Source organism: Streptomyces sp. SudanB182_2057 (assembly GCF_964272715.1).
Classification (GTDB): domain Bacteria; phylum Actinomycetota; class Actinomycetes; order Streptomycetales; family Streptomycetaceae; genus Streptomyces; species Streptomyces rubradiris.
On the sequence record NZ_OZ186798.1, the window covers coordinates 261,486 to 281,840 of the forward strand.

Here is a 20,355-nt window from a genome sequence, read left to right on the forward strand (position 1 = left end):
AGGAAACGCCCCGCGCACGGCTTGCCGCCGGCATCCGCGCGGGGCGTCACCACGTCTCGTACGCCCCGCCCCCGACAAACCGGACCGTGCTGCGAGACGCCACGCGACGCGTCTACTGTGAGCGGTGGGAACCGGGAAAGGTCGGGGGCGGGATCAGCATGGGTCGTCGTGAGACTCCACTGGATCCGAACGCGGGTCCGGTGGAACGGTTCGCGTTCGCATTGCGCAAGCTGCGGCAGGAGGCGGGCGGGCCGACCTACCGGCAGATGGCCCAAAGCGCCGGGTACTCGGTCGCGACCTTGTCGCAGGCCGCCGCCGGGCGGCAGTTGCCGTCGCTGGCGGTCACCCTGGCGTACGTGCGGGCCTGCGGCGGCGACCCGCGGGACTGGGAGGCGCAGTGGCGGGAGGCCGCCGGGCAGGAGGCCGAGCAGCGTGCGGCCGCCGACGACGCCGTACCGCCCTACCGGGGGCTGGCCCGTTTCGAGCCGCAGGACGCGGATGTGTTCTTCGGCCGTGACGCGCTCATCGGCCGGCTGTCCGAGCTGTGCCTCGCCCGCCGTCTGACGGCGGTGCTCGGGCCGTCGGGCAGCGGTAAGTCCTCGCTGCTGCGCGCCGGTCTCATTCCCCGGCTGCGCGATCCCGCGGGGCCGCTGCCGCGCCCCGCCGCCGTCCGCGTGCTCACGCCCGGCCGCCGGCCGCTGGCCACGCACGGCGACCGCCTCGTCCCCGCGGCCGGGGCCGACGGCGACACCTGGCTGATCGTGGACCAGTTCGAGGAGCTGTACACGCTGTGCGCTGATCCGGCGGAGCGTGAGGCGTTCACGGATCTGCTGCTCACCGCCCTGGCACCGGACAGCCGGCTGCGCGTGGTCATCGCGGTGCGCGCCGACTTCCTGGGCCGCTGCACCGAACATCCGCGGCTCACCGCCGCGTTGCAGGGCGCCACCGTACTGGTCGGGCCGATGACGCGCGACGAACTGCGCCAAGCGATCACCGGGCCCGCGACCGCCGCAGGTCTGATCGTCGAACGCCCGCTGACCGCCCGGGTCCTGGATGACGTGGAGGGCGAGCCGGGCGGGCTGCCGCTCATGTCCCACGCCCTGCTGGAGACCTGGCGGCACCGCAGGAACCGCAGTCTGACCCAGGCCGCCTACGAGGAGGCGGGCGGGCTGCACGGCGCCATCGCGCGCACCGCCGAAGAGGCGTACGCGGACCTGACACCGTCCCAGGCCGATCTCGCCCGGCGGGTGCTGCTGCGCCTGGTCGCGCCGGGCGGCGACGGCGCACCCGACACCCGCCGCCCCGTGGACCGGACGGAACTGGACGGCGCCGGCCCTCCCGGTGAGACCCGTTTCGTCGTGGAGCGTCTGGTGCGCGCCCGCCTGCTCACCGCCCAGGGCGCCACCGGTCAGGCCGAGGAGGGCGGCGGCACGGTCGAACTGGCCCACGAGGCCCTGATCACCGCCTGGCCACGGTTGCGCGACTGGGTCGACAGCGAGCGTGACCGGCTGCGCGTCCACCGCCACCTGACCGAGGCCGCCCGGGCCTGGCGGGCCGCCGGCCACGACACGGCCCTGCTGTACCGGGGCAGCCGGCTCGCCCGCGCCGAGGAGGCGTTCCCCGCCCCGGGCGGCTCGCTGACCCCCGGCGAACTCGCCTTCCTCGCCGCCTCGGCCCGCCAGCGCCGTCAGGCCGTACGATTACGGCGCACCGTCACCGCCCTGCTGGCGGTGCTGGCGATCCTGGCGTCGACCGCCGCGGTCGCCGCCTTCCGGCAGCGTGCCGCCGCCCAGGCCGAGCGCAACACCGCCGTCTTCAACCGGATCACCGCCGAGGCCGACGGCGCCCGCGCCACCCAGACCTCGCTGGCGGCCCAACTGGACCTGACCGCCTACCGGTTGCGCCCGACACCCGATCTGTACACGCGGCTGGTCGCCGACGGCTCCAGCGCCCTGTCCCGTCCGCTCACCGGCCACACCGACATCGTCGCGTCCGCGGTGTACGCCCCCGACGGCCGCACCCTCGCCACGGCGAGTTACGACCGCACCGTCCGGCTGTGGGACATCCGCGACACCACCCGCCCGGCGCCGCTGGGACGGCCGCTGACCGGTCACACCGCCGCCGTCACCGCCGCCGCCTTCAGCCCGGACGGCCGCCTCCTGGCGACCGGGGGCGCCGACCGGACGATCCGGCTGTGGGACCTGACCGACCGCTTCCGCCCCATCAGCGCGGCACCACCGCTGACCGGCCACGCGGAGGCGGTCAACGCGCTGGCCTTCAGCCCGGACGGGCACACCCTGGCCGGTGCGAGCGACGACCACACGGTCCGGCTGTGGGACGTCACCGACCGGCACCGGCCCAGGGCCCTCGGCCGGCCGCTCACCGGCCACACCGACGAGGTCAACTCCGTGGCCTGGACGTTCGACGGGCACACCCTGGTCAGCGCCGGTGTCGACGGCACCGCTCGGCTGTGGGACGTCACCGACCCGCGCCGCCCGGCCCGGCGGGGACGGATCACCGTCAACACCGCGGGCGTGTACCAGGCCGCGCTCAGCCCCGACGGGCGCACCCTGGCCACCGCGGGCAACGACGCGCTGGTACGGCTGTGGGACGTCACCGACCCGCGCCGGCCCAAGGCGCTCGGTTCGGCGCTGACCGGCCACACCGCGGCCGTGTGGTCGGTGGCCTTCAGCCCCGACGGTGCCACCCTGGCGAGCGCGGGCTACGACGACACCCTGCGGCTGTGGGACGTCGCCAACCCCCACTTCCCCGTCCCTCTCGGCGAGCCGCTCACCGACCACAGCGACGGTGTGTGGTCGGTGCGGTTCGGGCCGGACGGGCGGACCCTGGCCAGCGCCGGCTACGACCACACCGCGCGGCTGTGGAACCTGCCCGCCACGGTGCTCCCGGGGCACGGCGGCGCCCTGTCCGCCACGGCCTTCAGCCCCGACGGGCGGCTCCTCGTCACCGTGGACAACAACGGCGTCCAGACCTGGGACACGACACGTCCCGACCGCCCCCGCGTCCTGGGTGACCGGCTCACCGGCTCCGGCGGCCCCCTGCGGGCACTGGCCTTCTCCCCCGTCGGCCGGGTACTGGCCGGTGCCGGGGACGACGGCACGCTGCACCTGTGGGACCTGGCCGACCCACGGCGCCCCCGGCTGCTCGCCCGGCCCGCGGCCCCCGGCCGGAAACCGGTCGGCGCGGTGGCGTTCGGCCCGGACGGCCGCACCCTCGCCACCGGGGGCGAGGACGGCACGATCGCCCTCTGGGACGTCACCGACCCGCACCACCCGGCGCTGCGCGGCGACCCGCCGGCCGGCCACCGCGGGAAGATCACCGCGGTCGCCTTCGGCCCGGACGGGCGCACCCTGGCCAGCGCCTCCGAGGACGACACCGTACGGCTGTGGCGACTCGCCGACGGCCCGCCCAAGCCCCTGGGCAAGCCGCTGACCGGGCACACCAACTGGGTGACGGCACTCGCCTTCAGTCCCGACGGGCGCACCCTCGCCACCGCGGGAGTGGACCGCGCCATCGTGCTGTGGAACGTCACGGCCGCGGACCACCCGGTGCGCTACGGCGGTCCGCTGACCGGTCACCGCGACTGGGTCACCTCGGTCGCCTTCGGCCCGGACGGCCGTACCCTCGCCAGCGGCGGCTACGACCGCACCGTGCGGCTGTGGGATGTGGCCGACCGGTCCCGCCCCAAGGCGCTCGGCCGGCCGCTCACCGGCCACACCGACGCGGTCGTCTCCGTGGCGTTCAGCCCCGACGGGCACACGCTGGCCAGCGCCGCCTGGGACACCACCACCCGGCTGTGGGAGCTGCGGCCGGGCCGGGACACCGCGCGGATCTGCGCCGCCACCGGACAGACCCTCACCGAGTCCCTGTGGCGCCGGCACGTCGGGCAGTTACCCTTCGATCCGCCGTGCCGCGAGCGGTGAGCGCGGCGGGAACACGTCCCGCCGCGCCGGTTCGCCGCCGTGCTCAGCCGGCGGACTCCACCTGGCTGGGGCGCGGCCATTCGCCGCCCACCGCGAAGTGGCCGTGCCAGGGGCTTCCGGCGGGCCGGAGGGTACCGCCGTCGGACAGTGCCACGTACACCTGCGCCGATGTGCCCCGGGTGAACGCCACGGCGTCCGCCCGGCCGTCCCCGTCGAAGTCACCGGCACCGGGCACCTGGTCACCGGCCGCGAGACCGTCGAGCCAGCGCCAGCCGTCCTGGACGAACCGGGTGCCGTCGGACAGGGAGACGTAGACGTCGGCGGTGTCACCGCGGGTGAAGGTGGCGATGTCGTCGCGGCCGTCCCCGTCGAAGTCACCGACCACCGGGAGCTCCGCGCCCGTGGCGAAGTGGCTGTGCCACTGCCACCCGTCCTGCCGGAAGACGCTGCCGCTGGACAGGGAGACGTACACGTCGGCGGTGTCGCCGCGAGTGAAGGTGGCGATGTCGTCGCGGCCGTCCCCGTCGAAGTCGCCCACCGCCGGGAGCTCCGCACCCACCGCGAAGTGGTCGTGCCACCTGCGGGACGGGGCGAAGGACGAACCCGTCGAGAGGGCGACGTAGACGTCGGCGGTGTCGCCGCGGGTGAAGGTGGCGATGTCGTCGCGGCCGTCCCCGTCGAAGTCACCGACCGCCGGGAGCTCCGCACCCACCGCGAAATGGTCGTGCCACTTGACACCGTCCCCGGTGAAGCGGGAGCCGTCGGACAGGGCCACGTAGACGTCCGCGGCCGGCCCCCGGGTGAACGTCACCACGTCCGCGCGGCCGTCCCCGTCGAAATCGCCGGTCAGCGGGATCTCCGTACCGGCGGCGAAGTGCTCGTGCCACCGCACGCCGTCGCCCGAGAACCGCGCACCCGTCGAGGTGGCCGCGTACACGTCGGCGGTGTCGCCGCGGGTGAAGGTGACGATGTCGTCGCGGCCGTCCCCGTCGATGTCGCTGCGGGTGGGCGTGGCGGCGCGGCCGGACGCGGTGCCGCCCACGTCGCCGGTACGGCCGGCGAAGTCGACCGCCACCACACGGTAGTGCCAGGTCTGCCCCGCCTTGCGGCCCCGGTGCGTGAAAGCCGGGACACGCGCGGTGCCGAGCAAGGTCTCCGCGCCGACCGGGACGGGCGACGAAGCGGCGCCGTACACCCGGTACTCGCGCACGCCGGTGTCGTCGGCGGGTTCCCGCCAGGTCAGGTGCAGCGCGTGCTCCGCGCGGCCGACCGGCGTCGGCGTGTCCGTGACGGCGGGTGCCTTCGTGTCGGTGTACGTGCCGGGGACGACGCTGTCGGCGGTGTACCGGGCGGCCGTCCAGGCGGGCGCCCCGGCGGTGGGCCGCAGTTCCACCCGGATCCGGGTCCGGCCCGCCGTGGCGCTCGCCGGGAGCGGGAAGGCGTCGGCCAGCCAGCGCTGCACCCCGTTGCCCAGCGGCTGCGTCCAGGTCCCCACGTCCACGCCGTCCACCAGGACCCGGGCCGACTGGTGGTCCTTGGCCTGGTCGGAGGTACGGCGCAGCAGCACGCCCTGGTTGCCGTCGTCGACAGCGAGGTCGAAGGACACCGGCGAGGAGGTCGCCCGCAGGGTCAGCGGGACGCGGTCCTCGTCGTCGTCGCCCTCGTACACCGAGGTGAGGGCCGTCTGGGTCGCCGGACCACTGTCGGTGTACCGGTGGCCGGTACGGGCGGCGGCGTCGCCCACCTCCAGGGTGTCGGTGCGGTGGGCGGTGGCCTCGGGCCGGGCGTACAGGAAGGCGGTGGAGCCGTAGACCGCGGCGGCGTCGTTCTGCGGGCCGTGCTCCATGCCGAACCGCAGCGCGGTGGCGTAGCCCACGGAGTCGGACAGCATCAGCCGGTAGGCGGCGTCGCACTCGTACGGGCAGCCGGTGCCGCCCTGCTGGTGGGCGGTGTTCCCGGTGAGCGGAGCGGTGAACGTGCCGCGGTTGAAGTACCAGCCCGACTCGTAGAAGTCCTCCGTGCCGGTGCCGTGCAGCTGAGGGGTGAGCGCGCCGTCGACCCGTACGCGCTCGTCGCCCTCCAGGTACTGGCGGGTGACGCCGGCGGTGACCCGCCCCCGCATGGTGTGCGACACGCCGACGAACTTGCCGCTGCCGGTGCGGTCGGCGAAGAGCCAGTCCTGGCCGGGCACCGTGGCGCCGCCGCGTGATTCCGTGGTGAAGTACGCGGCCGTCCCGCCGGGGGCGAGCGCGGCGGCCCACTGGTCGTCGGGCGCGGACGTCACCTGGGTGGTGATGCCCGCGAGGGGCCGTCCGGTGGTGTTGACGAGGCTCACCGTCGCCGAGGAGCGGTACGGCATCGGCCACCAGGCGGTGTACCAGCCGCCGGCACTCGCGTCCACGGAGAACATCAGCGAGCGCACCGCGTGTTCGCCCAGGCCGGAGCCGAAGAACTCCCCGACGGGCGAGTCGACGGTGGTGCGCCCGTCGAAGGCGATCCGCAGCCGCAGCCCGGACAGCGTCTCGTCCCCGGCGTCGGCGTCCGGGACACGTACCCGTACGGCGGAGATGCTGCCCGGTCCGGTGGCCCGTGCCACGTGGGCGGTGGCGCCGGCGGCGAGATCCACGGTGCCCGTCGCGGTGGTCGCGCCGGGCCGCGCGGGTTTGGGGTCACGGGTTCCCGAGTCCCTGAGCACCGCGAGCACGTCGTCGGCGCGGTCGGACGGGTCGAACCGTGTCACCCCCTCCGCGTCGGGGAAGTGCCGGTAGGTGACGTGGTGGAAGAGCGGGTTGTTCCGCACCGTGACCCGCATCGACTGCCGGTAGGGCATCGGTACCTTGATGTACACCCCGCCGGAACTGCTGTCCGCGTCGGCGACCAGCGGATGGGCGAACGGCGCGCCGAGGGCGCCGCCGACCACGTCCCGCAGCGGCGCGTCGAGCACCGTGGCACCGTCGAGTTCGACGGTGATGGTGCCGGTGGCCGTGACATCACCGCCGTCCCTGGTGAACCAGATCGACGAGATCTCGCCCGCGCCGGTGTCCTGCGCGATCACGCAGCCCGCCGCGGTCTGTGACAGGCACGAGTACTGGCCCGAGAAGCCGTCGTCGTTGCCGCCGGCCCGGTCGAAGCCGGAGTACTGGCGCGTCTGGGTGCCGGGGCTGAGGTAGGGGAGCCGGTCGAGGCGGCGGAAGGCGTCCCAGCCGACCGGGCCCTTGTCGGCCGCGGCGGCCCTGGTCGCAGGGGCGGCGGCCGCCCGTTGTCCGGGCGCGGCGAGGCCGAGCACGCAGAGCAGCAGGGCGACGACCGCCGCCACCGGAATTCGTGTGCGCATGCTTTCTCCCGGGTGCCGGCTCAGAGGGTGGTCTCGCCGTCGAGGCCGAAGAAGTCGTGCCATTTGCCGGCCGTGGCGCCGTCGCCGAACCGGGCGCTGCCGGACAGGGCCACCCACACGTCATTGGTGCTGCCCTTGGTGAAGGTGACGATGTCGTCCTTGCCGTCGCCGTTGTAGTCGCCGACGTAGGGGAATTCGCTCCCCGGGGCGAACCAGCCGTGCCAGGTCGGCGCCGTCTTGCCGTCGCCGAACGCCGAACCCGTGGACAGGGCCACGTACACGTCCGCCGTCGTCCCCTGGGTGAAGGTGGCGATGTCGGTCTTGCCGTCGCCGTCGAAGTCGCCGACCCGGGGCAGTTCGGCGCCGGGTGCGAACCAGCTGTGCCAGATCCGCGCGCCGGTGAACGAGGTGCCCGTCGACCGCGCCACCCATACGTCGGCGGTGGTGCCCTGGGTGAAGCTGATCAGGTCGGCCTTGCCGTCACCGTCCACGTCGCCCACGGCCGGGTACTCCCCGGCCGGCGCGAACCAGTTGTTCCACTGCTGGCCCGGCCCGAACGAGGTGCCGTTGGACAGGGCCACCCACACGTCGCCCTCCGCGTCGTGCGTGAAGGCGATGATGTCGTCCTTGCCGTCACCGTTGACGTCGCCGACCGCGGCGAGCTCCTGCCTGGGCGCGAACCACTCGTGCCACTTGGCCGCGGTGCCGAACGAACCGCCCTGGGACGGCGCGACCCACACGTCACCCTCGGCACCGTGTGTGAAGGCGGCGATGTCGTCCTTGCCGTCGCCGGTGAAGTCGCCGGTCAGCGTGGTCTCGCCGCCGAGGCCGAAGGTGTCGTGCCACTTCTGGGTCGTACCGGCGAAGGCGGTGCCGGTCGAGGTGGCCACGAAGGCGTCCTCGGCGGCGTTCTTGGTGAAGGTGACGATGTCGTCCTTGCCGTCGCCGGTGAAGTCCGCGGGGGAGCCGGGGAGCATGTCGGCGGTACGGGCCGCGGCGCCCATCATCGCGCGCGCCTTGGACTCGGCCTGGTCGTACCGGTCGGGGAACGCCGAGCGCTGCACGCTCTGCGCGAGCCGGCCGGCGGTGTACTCCGGGTGCGCCCGGTCGTTGGTGATGGCGCGGGTGACGAACTGGGTGGCGGCGTACACCGGGTCCATGATCTGCGCCGGGCTGCCCCAGCCCTGGCTGGGGCGTTGCTGGAACACGCCGAGGGAGTCGGAGTCGCCGCAGTCGAGGTTGTTCATGTGCGACTCGACCCAGCCGGCCTCGAACGCGGCGAGCGTCACCTTGGCGTTGGCGCCGTACCTGTGCGCGACCCGGTGCACCATGACGAGGACCGACGGGTCCTCGGCGGCCGGTACCGAGCAGGCCGCGTCGAGGAACTCGGCGTTCGCCTCATGGGGCGCGGGATACGGGGCCGGGCCCGGCCCGGCGTGGGCGGGCGCGGCGGCCCCGAGGGAGACGAGCAGCGCCGTGGCGAGGGCCGGCAGCCATCGGTGGCGGAAGGCCGGTCGGGCGGTCATGGGCGACAACCTTTCGTCGGAGAAGCGGGAGAACCCGGCGAAGCCGGTGCGGCGGGCGGTGTCGGCGAAGCCGAGAGCGCCGCGGCGGAAAGGGATGGCACCGAGTCCAGCGGCCGACGGGGTTGTACGGCAGCCCACCGAGCCCGCCGAACAAAGCGACGCCGTTGTTCAGCGGGCCCACAGGCTGGTGAACAAAGCGGTCCGGAGCTGGACTTGCCCCGCGGCTCCCGCCGGGAGCGAGCCGCGACGCGCGGCGATCGCCGCGCGTGCGACACCACCGGGCCGCTCCTCCAGCCCACTGGGAAAGGACTTCGATGACACGCAGACTGCGCGGCGGCCGCCGGACGGCGACCGCCGCCGTGACGCTGGTACTCGCGGCCGCCGGCGGATTCGCCCCGGGCAGTGGACCGGCGGCCCACGCGCTGCCCGGCACGGCCGCGGCGTCGGCTTCGGCGTCGGCTTCGGCTTCGGTGGAGCACGTGCCGGCCGTTCGCGCGGGCACGGCGTCCGTCACCACCGCCGCGGAACGCTACGGCTGGGGGACACCCCTGGCGGCGGCGTCCGACGAGTTCGGCTACGGTTCGCCGGCCGCGCCCGCGAAGCCCGACCCGGCCAAGTGGGTTCAGGCGGGGGACGAGGACGGCTGCTGGCCGGGCAACGGCCGTCTGGGCGGACACCGTTGCGCCGAGAACAGCGGGGTGGTGGGCGGCGTGCTGCGGCAGGTGGGCGAGACGAACGGCGACACCGGATGGCTCGCCTCCCGCTTCGGGCAGCGCTACGGCCGCTGGGAGGCGCGGGTACGGTCGTCCGAGACGGGACTGGAGGGGCGGGAAGTCACCGAGCGGTACCAGCCGTTGCTGATTCTGTGGCCGGACTCCGAGCGCTGGCCGCAGGACGGCGAGTACGACTACCTGGAGAACGACACCCCGGGCGGCGACTGTGCGCAGGCCTACCTCCATTACCCGCACGACGAGGACGTCCCGGTGCAGCAGGAGTGGGCCGCCACGTGCGGGACCGACATGACGGAGTGGCACGCCATCGCCATCGAATGGACGCCGGACCACGTCCGCGGGTACGTGGACGGGCAGCAGACCTACAGCTTCTCCGGCGGCGCGGACGAGGTGCGCCGCTGCATCCAGTGCGCCCCGTCGATGCACCAGACGATCCAACTGGACAGCACCCTGCCCGACCGCACCACCCCGGTCCGCGCGGCGGTCTACGAAGTCGACTGGGTCAGAACGTACGCACTCGCCGACTGACGTCTCGACTGTCCGGTCCCGGACTTCTCGTCAGGTGAAGAGCCCTGCGGGCCTCCCAAGGGGTATTCCTCGCCCCGCTTCCCCGGAGGGTTCGAGGACGAGGTAGTACTGCTCTCGGCGATCGGCGTGTACCGGCTGGATACCGGGTGAGTGTGACGGCCCGGACCGTAGCCGGTCTCACGTCACCGGCGTTCTGTGCCGCCGGACGCAGTGCGGCAGGTGGGCCGGCCCTCCCCCGGCGGCGGCCCCCGCGCCTCCCGCTGACCTCGGGCTTACCGCCCTCGTGCGGGTCGGGGCTCCTGGGCCCCCGGGCAGGCACCGTCATCCGTCCTCGTCTCCTCCGGCTTCGCCCCTTCCGGCTTCCTCCCATCCGGCTTCGGGGAACCGCTCGTCGAGGAGTCCGGCGAAGGCCGAGGCGACGAGGGCGACGGCGCGGTCGTCGTCGTGGGCCAGTCGGCGCAGGATCCCCCGGGCGGCGTCCCCCGGCAGTTCGACCAGTGCCTGGGACAGGCGTATCCGCGTCGCGGAGTCCGCCGCGGGCGCGGCGAGTTCGCGGGCCAGCGCGGCCGTGATCCGCTCCGCGCACCCGTGGTCCCGGTACAGCGTTCGCAGGACTTCGGCGGCTTCGACGTCGTTGCGGCCCTCGACCACCATGCCGACGAGCGTCGGCACGGCCCCGCTCACGCCCCGCCTGCCCAAGGCGAGCGCCGCGTACCGGCGCACCGTCGGGTCCGGGTCGCCGAGCGCGTCCGCGAGCAGCGCCGACGCGCCCGGGCTGTCGGCCAACTCGGTGATCGCCAGCACCGCGCGCCGCCGGACGTCCACGTCCTCCGCATGCGTGCCGGCGGCCAGCGCCGCCACGCCCTCGCCGCCCGACCTGGCCAGCGCCCAGCGCAGGGCACCCGCGACGTTGGGGTCGGATTCGGCGAGGACCGCCCCGGCCAGCACCTCGGCGGGAACCGGCACACCGTCCGGCCGGACCAGGACGGCCTGCTGCCTTCGTGCGGCACTGGCCGAGTCGAGTCCCTGCATCAGCTCGACGGTATGCAGGACGTCCTGCCAGTCCATGGGCGCCGAGGCGTCGATCGCGCGGAGCCGATCGAGCAGCCGCCGTTCCCGCTCCAGGCGTTCTTCCGTCCACCGGATGAGGTCGCTGACCAGGTCGGACGGCGTGAAGGCCGGGTCTTCCAGCGCCCGCCCGATCTGCTTCAGCGAGAGTCCCAGGGACCGCAGGCCCTCCACGTGGAAGATTCTGCGGACGTCCTCGGCGGAGTACTCGCGGTAGCCGCCGACCGTGCGGCCGGTCGGCCGGACCAGCCCGAGGGCATCGTAGTGCCGGAGCATCCGGGGGCTCACCCCCGAGTGGCGGGCCACCTCACCGATCAGCACTCCGCGGTGTCCCCGGCGTTCGTGGTGGTCACGGCGTCCCCGGCGTTCACGGCGTCCCCGGCGTTCACGGTCGTCGTCCCCATGGACTCGGCGGTCTCCGCCGTGCCGGCGGTCTGCGCGGTCTCGGGGACTCCCGGCGCGGCCAGGGCCGTCGGGACGGCCGTCGGAACTGCTTCTTCCGAGCCGAGTGCGACGAGGCGCCTCGCCTCCTCGACGGCCGCGTCGAAACCGGCCTCCGGGTCGCGCCGGAGCAGCTCGGTGGCACGAGCGTGCGCGGCCACGGCCGGGTCGGGGTGCCGCGCGGCCCGGTCCAGGGCGGGCACGGCCGCGTCACCGAGGTCGACGAGGGCCCGGCTCAGGCTCAGGCGCACATCCCGGTCACCTCGGCCGAGTTGTGCGACCAGTTCGCCGGCCAGGTACTCCGTCTCGTCCTCGGGCACCAGGACGACCGCGGCCCGCCACGCGGTCCGCGCGACCTCGTCGTCGCCGTCGCGCAGCAGGTCGCGTGTGATCCAGGCCCACGCGCTCCTGTCACCGATCTTGGAGAGCGTGTGCAGCGCCTGGCTGCGGGCCTGGGCCCGCCCGGAGGCGAGTTCCCGGCGGATCCGGGGCAAGGTGACCTCCGGCGAGAGGCGGGTCAGGGCCCAGGACAGCATGTCCCGCACGAAGAAGTCCGGCTCGACCGCGCACCGCTCGACGAGCGTCTCCAGGAAGCCGGGGTCGGGGGTCGTACCGACCGCCAGGGCCGCCTGGAGCCGGACCGAGGAGTCCTCGGCGCTCAGAGCGTGGGTCACGCGGGCGTTGCGCGGGGTTCCATTTGTCGGGTTGATCGAAACCACCTCCTGCCCCCAGGGGACACCTTCTCACGGTGTCAAGGTCAACCCCGCGACCACGGCCCCGCTCCCCATCACCGTCCCGCTCCGGGGAGGCGCCCGGCACCCCGGGGGCGTGACGGTGGAGCAGCGGTCATCCGCCCGGCCGTATTACCGCGCGCGCAGCCGTCCTCCTTCTCCTTGCACATCCTGTAGGCCCGGGGAGCTTCGTCCAGCGGCATGGAGCGGGGCGCCAGGTGCGCTGCGCTCAGTTCTCCGGCCGCCAGCCGGTACAGCAGCTTGAGGATGTAGCGCTGACCGTGCTGCTGGGCACGCCTTGTACTGTCGGCCCGTGTTGATCACCGCTGCCGGAGGAAAGTTGTCGGCGACTCCGGCGAACACGCCGAGGACGAAGACCGTACCGCCCTCGCGGCACGCGTGAATGGCCTGCCGTCTTCAAGGCCAAGTACATCTCCCCCGAGCAGTACGGGCAGTTACAAGACGGGCGCCGCTGCGGTGGTGAGTCCGTCACGGCTACGGGCCCCGCCACGAGGACGGGGCCCGTAGCCGGTTGTTCGCCGGACGGGGGTCAGCCGCTGACCGTGATGGTCGAGCTTCCGCTGCTCTGGTAACCCTCGGTGGCCATGATCATGTAGTACTTGAACTGGCCCAGGTTCATGCCCGCGCGCGCCCAGGCGTCGAAGTGGCTGCCGGTGGTGATGGTGCCGGAGCCACTGGTCACCTTCGACTGCCGGACGCTCCAGTACTGGTCGAAGGTGCGGGTGCCCTCGACGGAGGGGGCGTTGTACCGCGTCGTCTTGTAGATGTCGTACGTGCCGCCGTCACTGTAGACGGTGCCCCTGTGCTCGCCGGTGGGCCGGTAGCTGCCCCAGTTGTCGACGATGTAGTACTCCACCAGCGGGTTCGACGTCCAGCCGTAGAGGCAGCCGTAGCCGTTGCCCGACGGGTTGAAGTAGCCGGTGTAGCGGACCGTCCTGCGTCCGCCGGTGTTCCAGCCCTTGCCGGCGACGAAGTTGCCGCAGTTGGTCCACCGGGTGCTGTAACTGCCGCCGCCGTTGAGCGTCATGGAGACGGAGCCGCCGCCGTCGGTCCAGAACGAGTAGTACATGCCGTCGTAGCCGGTCTGATTGGTGGTGATGGTGGTGGCGGCGTGGGCGGTGCCGGGCAGCAGCAGTCCGGTCGCCGTGGCGAGCGCGGCGGCGCCGGCCCCGCCGAGGAAGCCTCGTCGGCTCAAGCCGCTGAAGGGAGCGGGGTTCTGCTGGTCGTGGTCCTGTCGCGTACCGTCCTGCTGCATGCGTCCTCCCGGTGAAGGCTGGTGGGGGGCGGGCGGCTCCCGCTGTCCGCTGCCTTGCCTGGACACGGCGCGGGTCGCCCGTGGTCGTGCCGCGACGACCGACCGCCGCACCCGGTCACATGACGCGAGGGGGACGACGGTCTCCTGTCGTTCGGTTGCCACAGTTTTCGTAGAGCGCCATGACCCTGTCAACAGTTTCGACGTTCTTTCGGAAACACCTCTGTAACCGGAGGAGGTCTCGGCGCGTATGTTCCCTGATCAACCCACCCCTCGCGCGAACCGTCATGCGGAACGGACCGACACTCGGAAGCGACGCAACGCAAGCACGCACGCGGCACCCGAAAGTTTCGAACAGCTGGGGGCGCGACCTCGACGGCGCCCGGGAGGCACGACTGCGCGCGAACAACCCGGCCAAGTCACCGGGTACGACGACCCGTACAGCAGGTCAGCCTGCATCTCCCCCTGCTCGCGGGCCGGGTGGACGGCGAAAGCCCCTCAGGCACCCCAGCCCTCGCACCTGCGGATCCTGCCCCGGCAGTCCCGGCCCTCCAGGGGCCCTGACCGAGGCGCCGCCGCCCTCACGGCCCCTGCGGACAGGCCGACTGCGGCGGGAGCGGTGGCGTGGTCGCAGTCGCCGTCCGCCTCCGCGGCGGCGGCCGGGACGAGTTCGGCGGCGCAGGCGACACGAGGTCGGCGAGACGGACGGCCTCCGGGGCGGGACCCGGCGGCCGTCAGGCGCGGGACGGGTTCGGCGGCCCGCCCCCACCAGTCGTTCACGTCCCCGGCGCCGGCGGGTGCCGGGCACGGGTCGGCCACGGGAGGGTGCGGTCGGCCATCAAGCGGTCGTGCGGTGGGGCGCCGACGGCGGCCGGCCGGCGGAAGGCGCGGGTGTGTCGCGCCAGGCTCACCCCGGCGTCCACGTCATCCGCGGCCGGGCCGAGGACGGTGCGCGCCTACTACGGCCCGCCGTACGCGCCGGGGCACCGGCGTGCACCCGGCCGAGGCCCACGACACGCTCGCAAGGCTGCACCCGGCCGGTCGCATGGAGAGACGAGCGGCACCGTGGACGCCGTGCTCCGCCTGGAGTCGGCCGGTTCCGTGACGGGCGACATCCTGCACGTCGGCGGTGGCCAGAGCGCGGGCCGCTGGTCCGGATCGTCGGGAACGGGCCCGGTCCGGCCCCTCTCCCGGTAGCGGTGGACGCGACGGTGTCCGGCGGTGCGCCTCCTGGCACACCGCCGAGCTGCGACCGCCATCGGTCACCCGGCCCTCCGCGGGCGGTGCGTCACCTCAGCTCCGCCTCGATCCACCGCACCACGTCCGGTGTGGCGGGCTCGGTGATGTCCGCGAACCCCTCTTGCTTGTCGAGGAACGCCTTGACGTACGGGCAGACGGGGACGACTAGTCTGCCCGTTTCCCGCACGTCGACCAGGGCCTCGCGGACGAGTCGGGACGCCAGTCCCCGGCCGGAGAACGCCTCGTAGATCTTGGTGTGGTAGAAGACCCGCTGCCGTTCACCGCGGTCCCGGTAGGCCGTGAAGCCGGCGGTTCGGCCGTCGACCTCTATCTCGTAGCGGAACCGTTCCGGCACGTGGCGGACGGTGGGAACGGTGGAGGATGCCTGCTCTGTCATCGCGCGTCCTTCGTGGCCGGAGCGGGGTTCCCGCGCGGGGTGAGGGTGGCGTTGGGCAGGGCCGGGGCGGGAAGGCGGTCTCCCGGATATCCCTCGACCCGGCCGAAGCGGTCGGAGGCGTTCTCCCAGTCCTCGCGGGCCCGGACGATGTCGTCGTGGGTGCGGCCGATGAAGTTCCACCACATGACGATCTCCTCACCGAAGGGGGGTCCGCCCAGCAGTACCAGCCGTGCGGTGTCGGGTCCTTCGTTGGTGACGGTGAGCTCGGCACGTCCGGGGGCGGCGTAGCCGAGTTCGGCCGGCTTCAGGGCCGTGCCGTTCAGGAGGACGTCACCGCTGTCCACCAGGAGGCCGTGCTCGAACACCGGGTCGACGCCGAGGGTCACCGTGGCGCCCGGATCCACGGACAGTTCCGCACCGAGCAGGGGCGTGAAGGTGCGCACCGGGGAGGTGTCGCCGGCGAGCGTGCCGAGGAAGACACGGGCCGTGCCGCCGTCGAGCCGCACCGGCTCGGGTACGTAGTGCTGGAAGTCCCGGGCGGCGTCACGGTGTTCGTCGGGCAGCGCCACCCACAGCTGGACGCCGTGCAGGATCGTCGTACGCGGGGTGGACACCTCCGTATGGCTGATCCCAAACCCACCGGTCATGAGGTTCAGCTCGCCGGGCCGGACAAAGGCGTGGCTGCCGAGGCTGTCGCGGTGTTCGATCTCCCCGCTGAAGAGCCAGCTGACCGTCTGCAGACCTGTGTGCGGGTGCGGTGCGACGTCCATGCCACCCGTCACGGACACGTCGTCGGGGCCGTAGTGGTCGGCGAAGCACCAGGCTCCGATCAGCGTGCGACCGCGCTGGGGCAGGGTGCGCCGCACCGGCATCGCCCGCGGGCCGCCGAGCGGGACCTGCCGGGCGGTGAGCACCTCGACGGCCGGGGTTGCCCCGTCGTCGGCCGGTCCGCCGCACTTCAACTCGGCAGGGTCAGTTTCGGTGTTGCTCACGGTTCCAGCCTCTCACCAAAGAATGTTTGAGTTTCAACAATAATGCGTCGATGATAGAGCGGGCGGCGAATGATCGCTCGACGAAGGAGACGACATGACCGAGACAGCGGCGGCGAGAACCGGCAACCGGGTCTTCATCGACAAGCAGCACCCCGACGCCTACCGCGCGCTCACCGCGACAGCGCAGGCCGCGAAGGACGCGGCGGCCGCGGCCGGGCTCGACCGGACGCTCGTGGAACTGGTCAACCTGCGCGTGTCCCAGCTCAACGCCTGCGCCTACTGCCTCAACCTGCACACCCGCGCCGCCCTGCGAGCGGGCGAGACCACCCAGCGGCTGGGCGTCCTGGCGGCCTGGCGCGACACCGAGCTGTTCACCCCCCGGGAACGCGCCGCCCTCGCCCTGGCCGAGGCCACCACCCGCCCCGCCGACGCCGACGCCCAGACCACGGCATACGAGGAAGCCCGCACCACGCTGTCCGACGACGAGATCTCCGCGGTGATCTGGGTCGCGATCACCATCAACGCGTTCAACCGGGTCTCGGTCATGAGCAAGCACCCTGTCCGTGCGAGCCCGGCGGTGCCCGTGCGGTGATCCGCGCGCGGCCGCGTACGCCTGCAACCACGTCCGGCACGATCGCGTCGGACGTCACCACGACGATCGCGGACTATGTGGCGCACGGCCTGGGTGCGGCCCTGCTGCCTGCGGATTTTGTGGGAACGGCCGGGGACGCTATGCGTGTCGACCTCCTCGCGGACACCGGCCTCTCCTGGACGCTCAGGGGTGGTCGCCTCGGCGAGGCGCCCGCCGACGGGCGCTGTCGCGGTCACTGGACGTTTTCCTCCGACCTGATCCCGATCCCGCATCAAGTGCGTGGTGGCCCGGTGTCCGCGCCGCTGGACGTTCACGCCGTCCGCGCACGGCGGCTTCCGGTCGGGGAAACGCGGTGCGCGAAACGACGCCGGGCACCGAAGTCGAGGTCCCGAGTGACCGGTGAGGCGCCGCACGAGCGCCGCTAGAGCCGATACAAGCGGAGCACCGACGAGAGTTGTCCCCTGGCGGTCACCTGGTGCCCGGGGCCTTAGGCGCCGACCGTCTGCCCGGCCGTGATCAGCGCGGTCGGCCCGCCCAGCGCCATGGAGCCGGACCTGCCCACCGGACCGACATGGCGATGGGCCGGTGACTGCGCCGCCTCGGCGGCGTACCCGGGAAGATCACCGAAGCCCGCACCGACTGGGCGCGCCTCGGACTCGCGCAGGCGGCCCCCGCGCCCTGCCGGAAGTCCGTCCGTCACTCCTTCGGCCCCGTATCGCGGCCCTCCGACGGGCGCGCGTACCCCATCCGGCCGAGGCTTCCTTACGACACGACTGAAATCGACGTAGGTGAGGGTGGTGGCGATGGCGATGCGCACGCGGGCGTTGGCGTCGGAGTTCCTCGGGACTCTGCTTCTGGTCTTCTTCGCCGTGGGCTGCGCGGCTCTGGGGGTCAAGTTCATCGGCACCCTGGGGGTCGCGCTGGCCTTCGGCTTCGTGCTGCTCGCCCTCGCCTACGCGCTCGGACCGATCTCCGGGTGCCATGTCAATCCGGCGGTGACCCTGGGCATGCTGTGCGCCCGCCGCATCGACGTGGCCACCGCGATCGGCTACTGGATCGCGCAGTTCGTCGGCGGCATCGCCGGGGCGGCCCTGCTCTTCCTGCTCGCCAAGCAGGTGCCCGGCTTCCAGGCCGAAGGCGCCTTCGGCAGCAACGGCTACGGGGACCGGTCCGCGGTGCACATCAACACCGGCGGCGCGTTCCTCGCCGAGGTCGTGCTCACCTTCCTCCTCGTGTTCGTGGTGCTCGGGGTGACGCACCGGGTCGCGGTCGTCGGCTTCGACGGCCTGCCGATCGGCATCGCCCTCGCTGTCATCCACCTCATCGGCATCCCGCTGACCGGTACGTCGGTCAACCCGGCGCGCAGCCTCGGCCCGGCCCTGTTCGCCGGCGGTTCCGCGCTGTCGCAGCTGTGGTTGTTCATCGTCGCTCCGCTGGTCGGCGGTCTGCTCGCCGCACTCGTCCATCACGTGACGCACCCGGCGGGCGAGGAACGCACGATCGCCGACGAGGTGGCGGCAGCCTGACGGGCCGTCAGCCGAGCAATTCCGCGACCATGCGGCGAACTCGTCGGGGGCGGCGAGAAGGACACCGAGGGACTTGGCCTCGCACGCTTGGAGTCCGCTCCTTTGCCCACGAAGACAGGCTGGTGTTCTTCGAGAGCGGGAGAGGTCCGTGACAGGACCGGTCATCGCACCGGTGACCATGACCTTCACCCCGACCAACGGGCCCGCGTCGGCGACAGCCCTCCGTCGCCTCCCCTGGCGACGCACAAACCCAACCCCTCCACACCCGACAGCATGAGGCACACCGAGTGTCCGGATAACGGGCGTGAGGCGAGAGTGTCAGCGGAGTTGCAACAAGGTCGGTGCGCGTGACCCAGGCAGAGCTGGTGCGGCCGGCGACGTCGCCGACCGCGTCACCGCAGCGACCTGCGTCTCCCGCCCCGGCAACGCCCCCGACGCCTTGCGGCACCGCCTGGACCTACGGCATCCCCATCGTCTCGACGAGGTCCTCGACACGGTGACCCCCGATACGGCGATCAACGCGCCAGCGGGGCGGCGGAACCGGGGAGTCCCACCGACAGCACCGCCCACGGCCCCGCCCGCCTCGCCCAGATAACGGCGCGACGGGGAACCCGCCTGGTGCACGTCTTCAGCGATGCCGTCTTCTCCGGGTCCTCGCCGGTTACCGCGTATTGTCTTCAATATGAGTATCGAGTTCCTGGTCGCCGCGATATCGGGCGCCGTGGCCCTGGCGAGCGTCTTCATGAGCGCGCGAGCGAGCCAGAAGCAGACACATTTAGCCGCAGAACTAGAACGCCAGACCGCGAATCTTTCCAGGGCCGCAGATCGTCAAGATGTCATGAGCCGCGTCCGTGACCCGCTACTGTGGGCCGCCTTCGAACTCCAGTCCAGAATCTACAATATCGCCCGCAGTCAGTTCGGTTTCCTTACCCTCTACTACAAAGAGGGCAATCCGAGGGAGCGCGAGTACGCGGTACGCAATACCCTTTACGTGTTCGCGCAGTATTTTGCATGGGTGGAGATCCTCAGACGGCAGATCCACTTCTTGGACCTGGGTGAACAAGAGTACAACCGCAAGATCATGGCGCTTCTTCACGAGGTGTCGGAACAATTCAGCTCAGACACGAATCGCGGCACCGGTTTCCGCCTCTTTCGAGGCGAACAAAGGGCGCTCGGCGAGTTGATGATCTCCTCCGGTGGAGAAGAGCCCAGCTGTATCGGATATGTCGATTTTTGCAGCCGTCTCGACAATGACCGTGATTTCGCCGATTGGTTCACCTCGCTGGAAGAATCCATTCGCCAGCTGGGCGACAACTATTACAGGGAGTCACGGCTGATCAACATTCAGCACTCGCTGGTCGGACTGATCGGGATCCTCGACCCCGACAGCGAGAGGTTCCCTCAGCACAGTAGGAGCACGCTCCCGAGACAACACGCTGAAGGGCCTTCATGGCTCAACGGCCTTCAGACGGATTCGCCGGAGCCGGGCGCCTGAGAAACTACAGAAAGAAGACTTCGAGAGCCGCGTTGACCCGCAGTCCCAGCACTCGAACTCGTCCGGCAGCTCTTACTTGTCCGCCCACCAGGAGGCGGCCGGTCAGCCGTACAGGACGCATTCCGCGCCGCACCATCCGCACTCGAACAGGAAGTCCACGAAGGCCATCCAGGCGGTCACGTAAACGCCCGTCACCACCCCTTCAGGTGACCGAGACCGGCGATCAAGCCCGACCGGTTCACGGCGTGGTGCGTCAGGCCGCTAAGGAGATCAAGTGGGCATCGCACGGCGGCTGTCGCGCGCGGCACGTCGCCGAAGCGCCCGCAACGCCCTGTCACGGCAGAGCTCCGCGAGGACAAGGTGCACGAAGATCGAGGAAGAATAACCTATAAATATTACTATCTGTACTAAGTGCCTCTTTTTGAAGCCTTCTGGAGTATTCCGCCAAAGGGGACGCTAATCTGACAGGGCCTCATCTCCGAGAAGGGGCGCATGTCGGCGTGTCCCGATCAAAGGAGGAACAAGACACATGAAGGAA

The 20,355-nt window shown here is 72.1% G+C and carries 12 protein-coding genes; 5 read left to right on the forward strand and 7 right to left on the reverse strand.

Annotated elements, in window-relative coordinates:
* The first annotated feature begins 200 nt into the window (after positions 1-200).
* Positions 201-3,944 carry an nSTAND1 domain-containing NTPase gene (locus ACSURM_RS00895; RefSeq protein ID WP_436952450.1) on the forward strand — a complete coding sequence of 1,248 codons (3,744 nt, stop codon included), beginning with the start codon at positions 201-203 and terminating at the stop codon, positions 3,942-3,944.
* A 43-nt stretch (positions 3,945-3,987) separates the two neighbouring features.
* On the opposite strand, the gene ACSURM_RS00900 is transcribed toward ACSURM_RS00895, so the two are convergent.
* Positions 3,988-7,278 (reverse strand): DUF2961 domain-containing protein, encoded by a 3,291-nt coding sequence (locus tag ACSURM_RS00900; RefSeq protein WP_436952452.1) that lies wholly within the window; start codon positions 7,276-7,278, stop codon positions 3,988-3,990.
* 20 nt (positions 7,279-7,298) lie between these two features.
* Positions 7,299-8,804, reverse strand: a complete 1,506-nt coding sequence (locus ACSURM_RS00905; RefSeq protein ID WP_436952454.1) for an FG-GAP repeat domain-containing protein — start codon at positions 8,802-8,804, stop codon at positions 7,299-7,301.
* 314 nt (positions 8,805-9,118) lie between these two features.
* Between ACSURM_RS00905 and ACSURM_RS00910 the strand changes: the two genes are divergently transcribed.
* Positions 9,119-10,063, forward strand: coding sequence for a glycoside hydrolase family 16 protein (locus ACSURM_RS00910; RefSeq protein ID WP_436952456.1), 945 nt, complete (start codon positions 9,119-9,121; stop codon positions 10,061-10,063).
* 321 nt (positions 10,064-10,384) lie between these two features.
* Here ACSURM_RS00910 and ACSURM_RS00915 read toward each other — a convergent pair whose 3' ends face one another.
* The 5 genes from ACSURM_RS00915 to ACSURM_RS00935 all read right to left on the reverse strand — a co-directional run bounded on the left by ACSURM_RS00915 (position 10,385) and on the right by ACSURM_RS00935 (position 16,204).
* Complete coding sequence (locus ACSURM_RS00915; RefSeq protein WP_436952458.1) at positions 10,385-11,452, reverse strand: MerR family transcriptional regulator; 1,068 nt, start codon at positions 11,450-11,452, stop codon at positions 10,385-10,387.
* Positions 11,446-12,246 (reverse strand): HEAT repeat domain-containing protein, encoded by an 801-nt coding sequence (locus ACSURM_RS00920; protein WP_436952459.1) that lies wholly within the window; start codon positions 12,244-12,246, stop codon positions 11,446-11,448. Before ACSURM_RS00920 ends, ACSURM_RS00915 begins: the two co-directional genes overlap by 7 nt.
* Before the next feature lie 607 nt (positions 12,247-12,853).
* The gene (locus ACSURM_RS00925) at positions 12,854-13,579 is read right to left on the reverse strand and encodes a glycoside hydrolase family 11 protein (protein WP_436952461.1); all 726 of its coding nucleotides are present in this window, start codon (positions 13,577-13,579) and stop codon (positions 12,854-12,856) included.
* A 1,285-nt stretch (positions 13,580-14,864) separates the two neighbouring features.
* The gene (locus ACSURM_RS00930) at positions 14,865-15,212 is read right to left on the reverse strand and encodes a GNAT family N-acetyltransferase (protein ID WP_436952463.1); all 348 of its coding nucleotides are present in this window, start codon (positions 15,210-15,212) and stop codon (positions 14,865-14,867) included.
* Entirely contained in the window at positions 15,209-16,204 is a 996-nt protein-coding gene (locus tag ACSURM_RS00935) for a pirin family protein (protein ID WP_436952465.1), read from the reverse strand. Before ACSURM_RS00935 ends, ACSURM_RS00930 begins: the two co-directional genes overlap by 4 nt.
* 94 nt (positions 16,205-16,298) lie before the next feature.
* On the opposite strand from ACSURM_RS00935, the gene ACSURM_RS00940 reads away from it, so the two are divergent.
* The 3 genes from ACSURM_RS00940 to ACSURM_RS00950 all read left to right on the forward strand — a co-directional run bounded on the left by ACSURM_RS00940 (position 16,299) and on the right by ACSURM_RS00950 (position 19,817).
* Positions 16,299-16,796, forward strand: a complete 498-nt coding sequence (locus tag ACSURM_RS00940) for a carboxymuconolactone decarboxylase family protein (protein WP_436952467.1) — start codon at positions 16,299-16,301, stop codon at positions 16,794-16,796.
* 809 nt (positions 16,797-17,605) lie between these two features.
* Positions 17,606-18,322, forward strand: a complete 717-nt coding sequence (locus ACSURM_RS00945; protein ID WP_436960865.1) for an MIP family channel protein — start codon at positions 17,606-17,608, stop codon at positions 18,320-18,322.
* Positions 18,323-19,004: 682 nt separating this feature from the next.
* Positions 19,005-19,817, forward strand: a complete 813-nt coding sequence (locus ACSURM_RS00950) for a hypothetical protein (RefSeq protein WP_436952469.1) — start codon at positions 19,005-19,007, stop codon at positions 19,815-19,817.
* The last annotated feature ends 538 nt before the right edge of the window (positions 19,818-20,355 follow it).

Bases quoted from the DNA above. Each gene is read 5' to 3' on its own strand.
- ACSURM_RS00900 (WP_436952452.1), bottom strand. From the start codon at position 7,278: ATGCGCACACGAATTCCGGTGGCGGCGGTCGTCGCCCTGCTGCTCTGC.
- ACSURM_RS00905 (WP_436952454.1), bottom strand. From the start codon at position 8,804: ATGACCGCCCGACCGGCCTTCCGCCACCGATGGCTGCCGGCCCTCGCC.
- ACSURM_RS00910 (WP_436952456.1), top strand. From the start codon at position 9,119: ATGACACGCAGACTGCGCGGCGGCCGCCGGACGGCGACCGCCGCCGTG.
- ACSURM_RS00925 (WP_436952461.1), bottom strand. From the start codon at position 13,579: ATGCAGCAGGACGGTACGCGACAGGACCACGACCAGCAGAACCCCGCT.
- ACSURM_RS00930 (WP_436952463.1), bottom strand. From the start codon at position 15,212: ATGACAGAGCAGGCATCCTCCACCGTTCCCACCGTCCGCCACGTGCCG.
- ACSURM_RS00940 (WP_436952467.1), top strand. From the start codon at position 16,299: ATGACCGAGACAGCGGCGGCGAGAACCGGCAACCGGGTCTTCATCGAC.
- ACSURM_RS00945 (WP_436960865.1), top strand. From the start codon at position 17,606: ATGCGCACGCGGGCGTTGGCGTCGGAGTTCCTCGGGACTCTGCTTCTG.
- ACSURM_RS00950 (WP_436952469.1), top strand. From the start codon at position 19,005: ATGAGTATCGAGTTCCTGGTCGCCGCGATATCGGGCGCCGTGGCCCTG.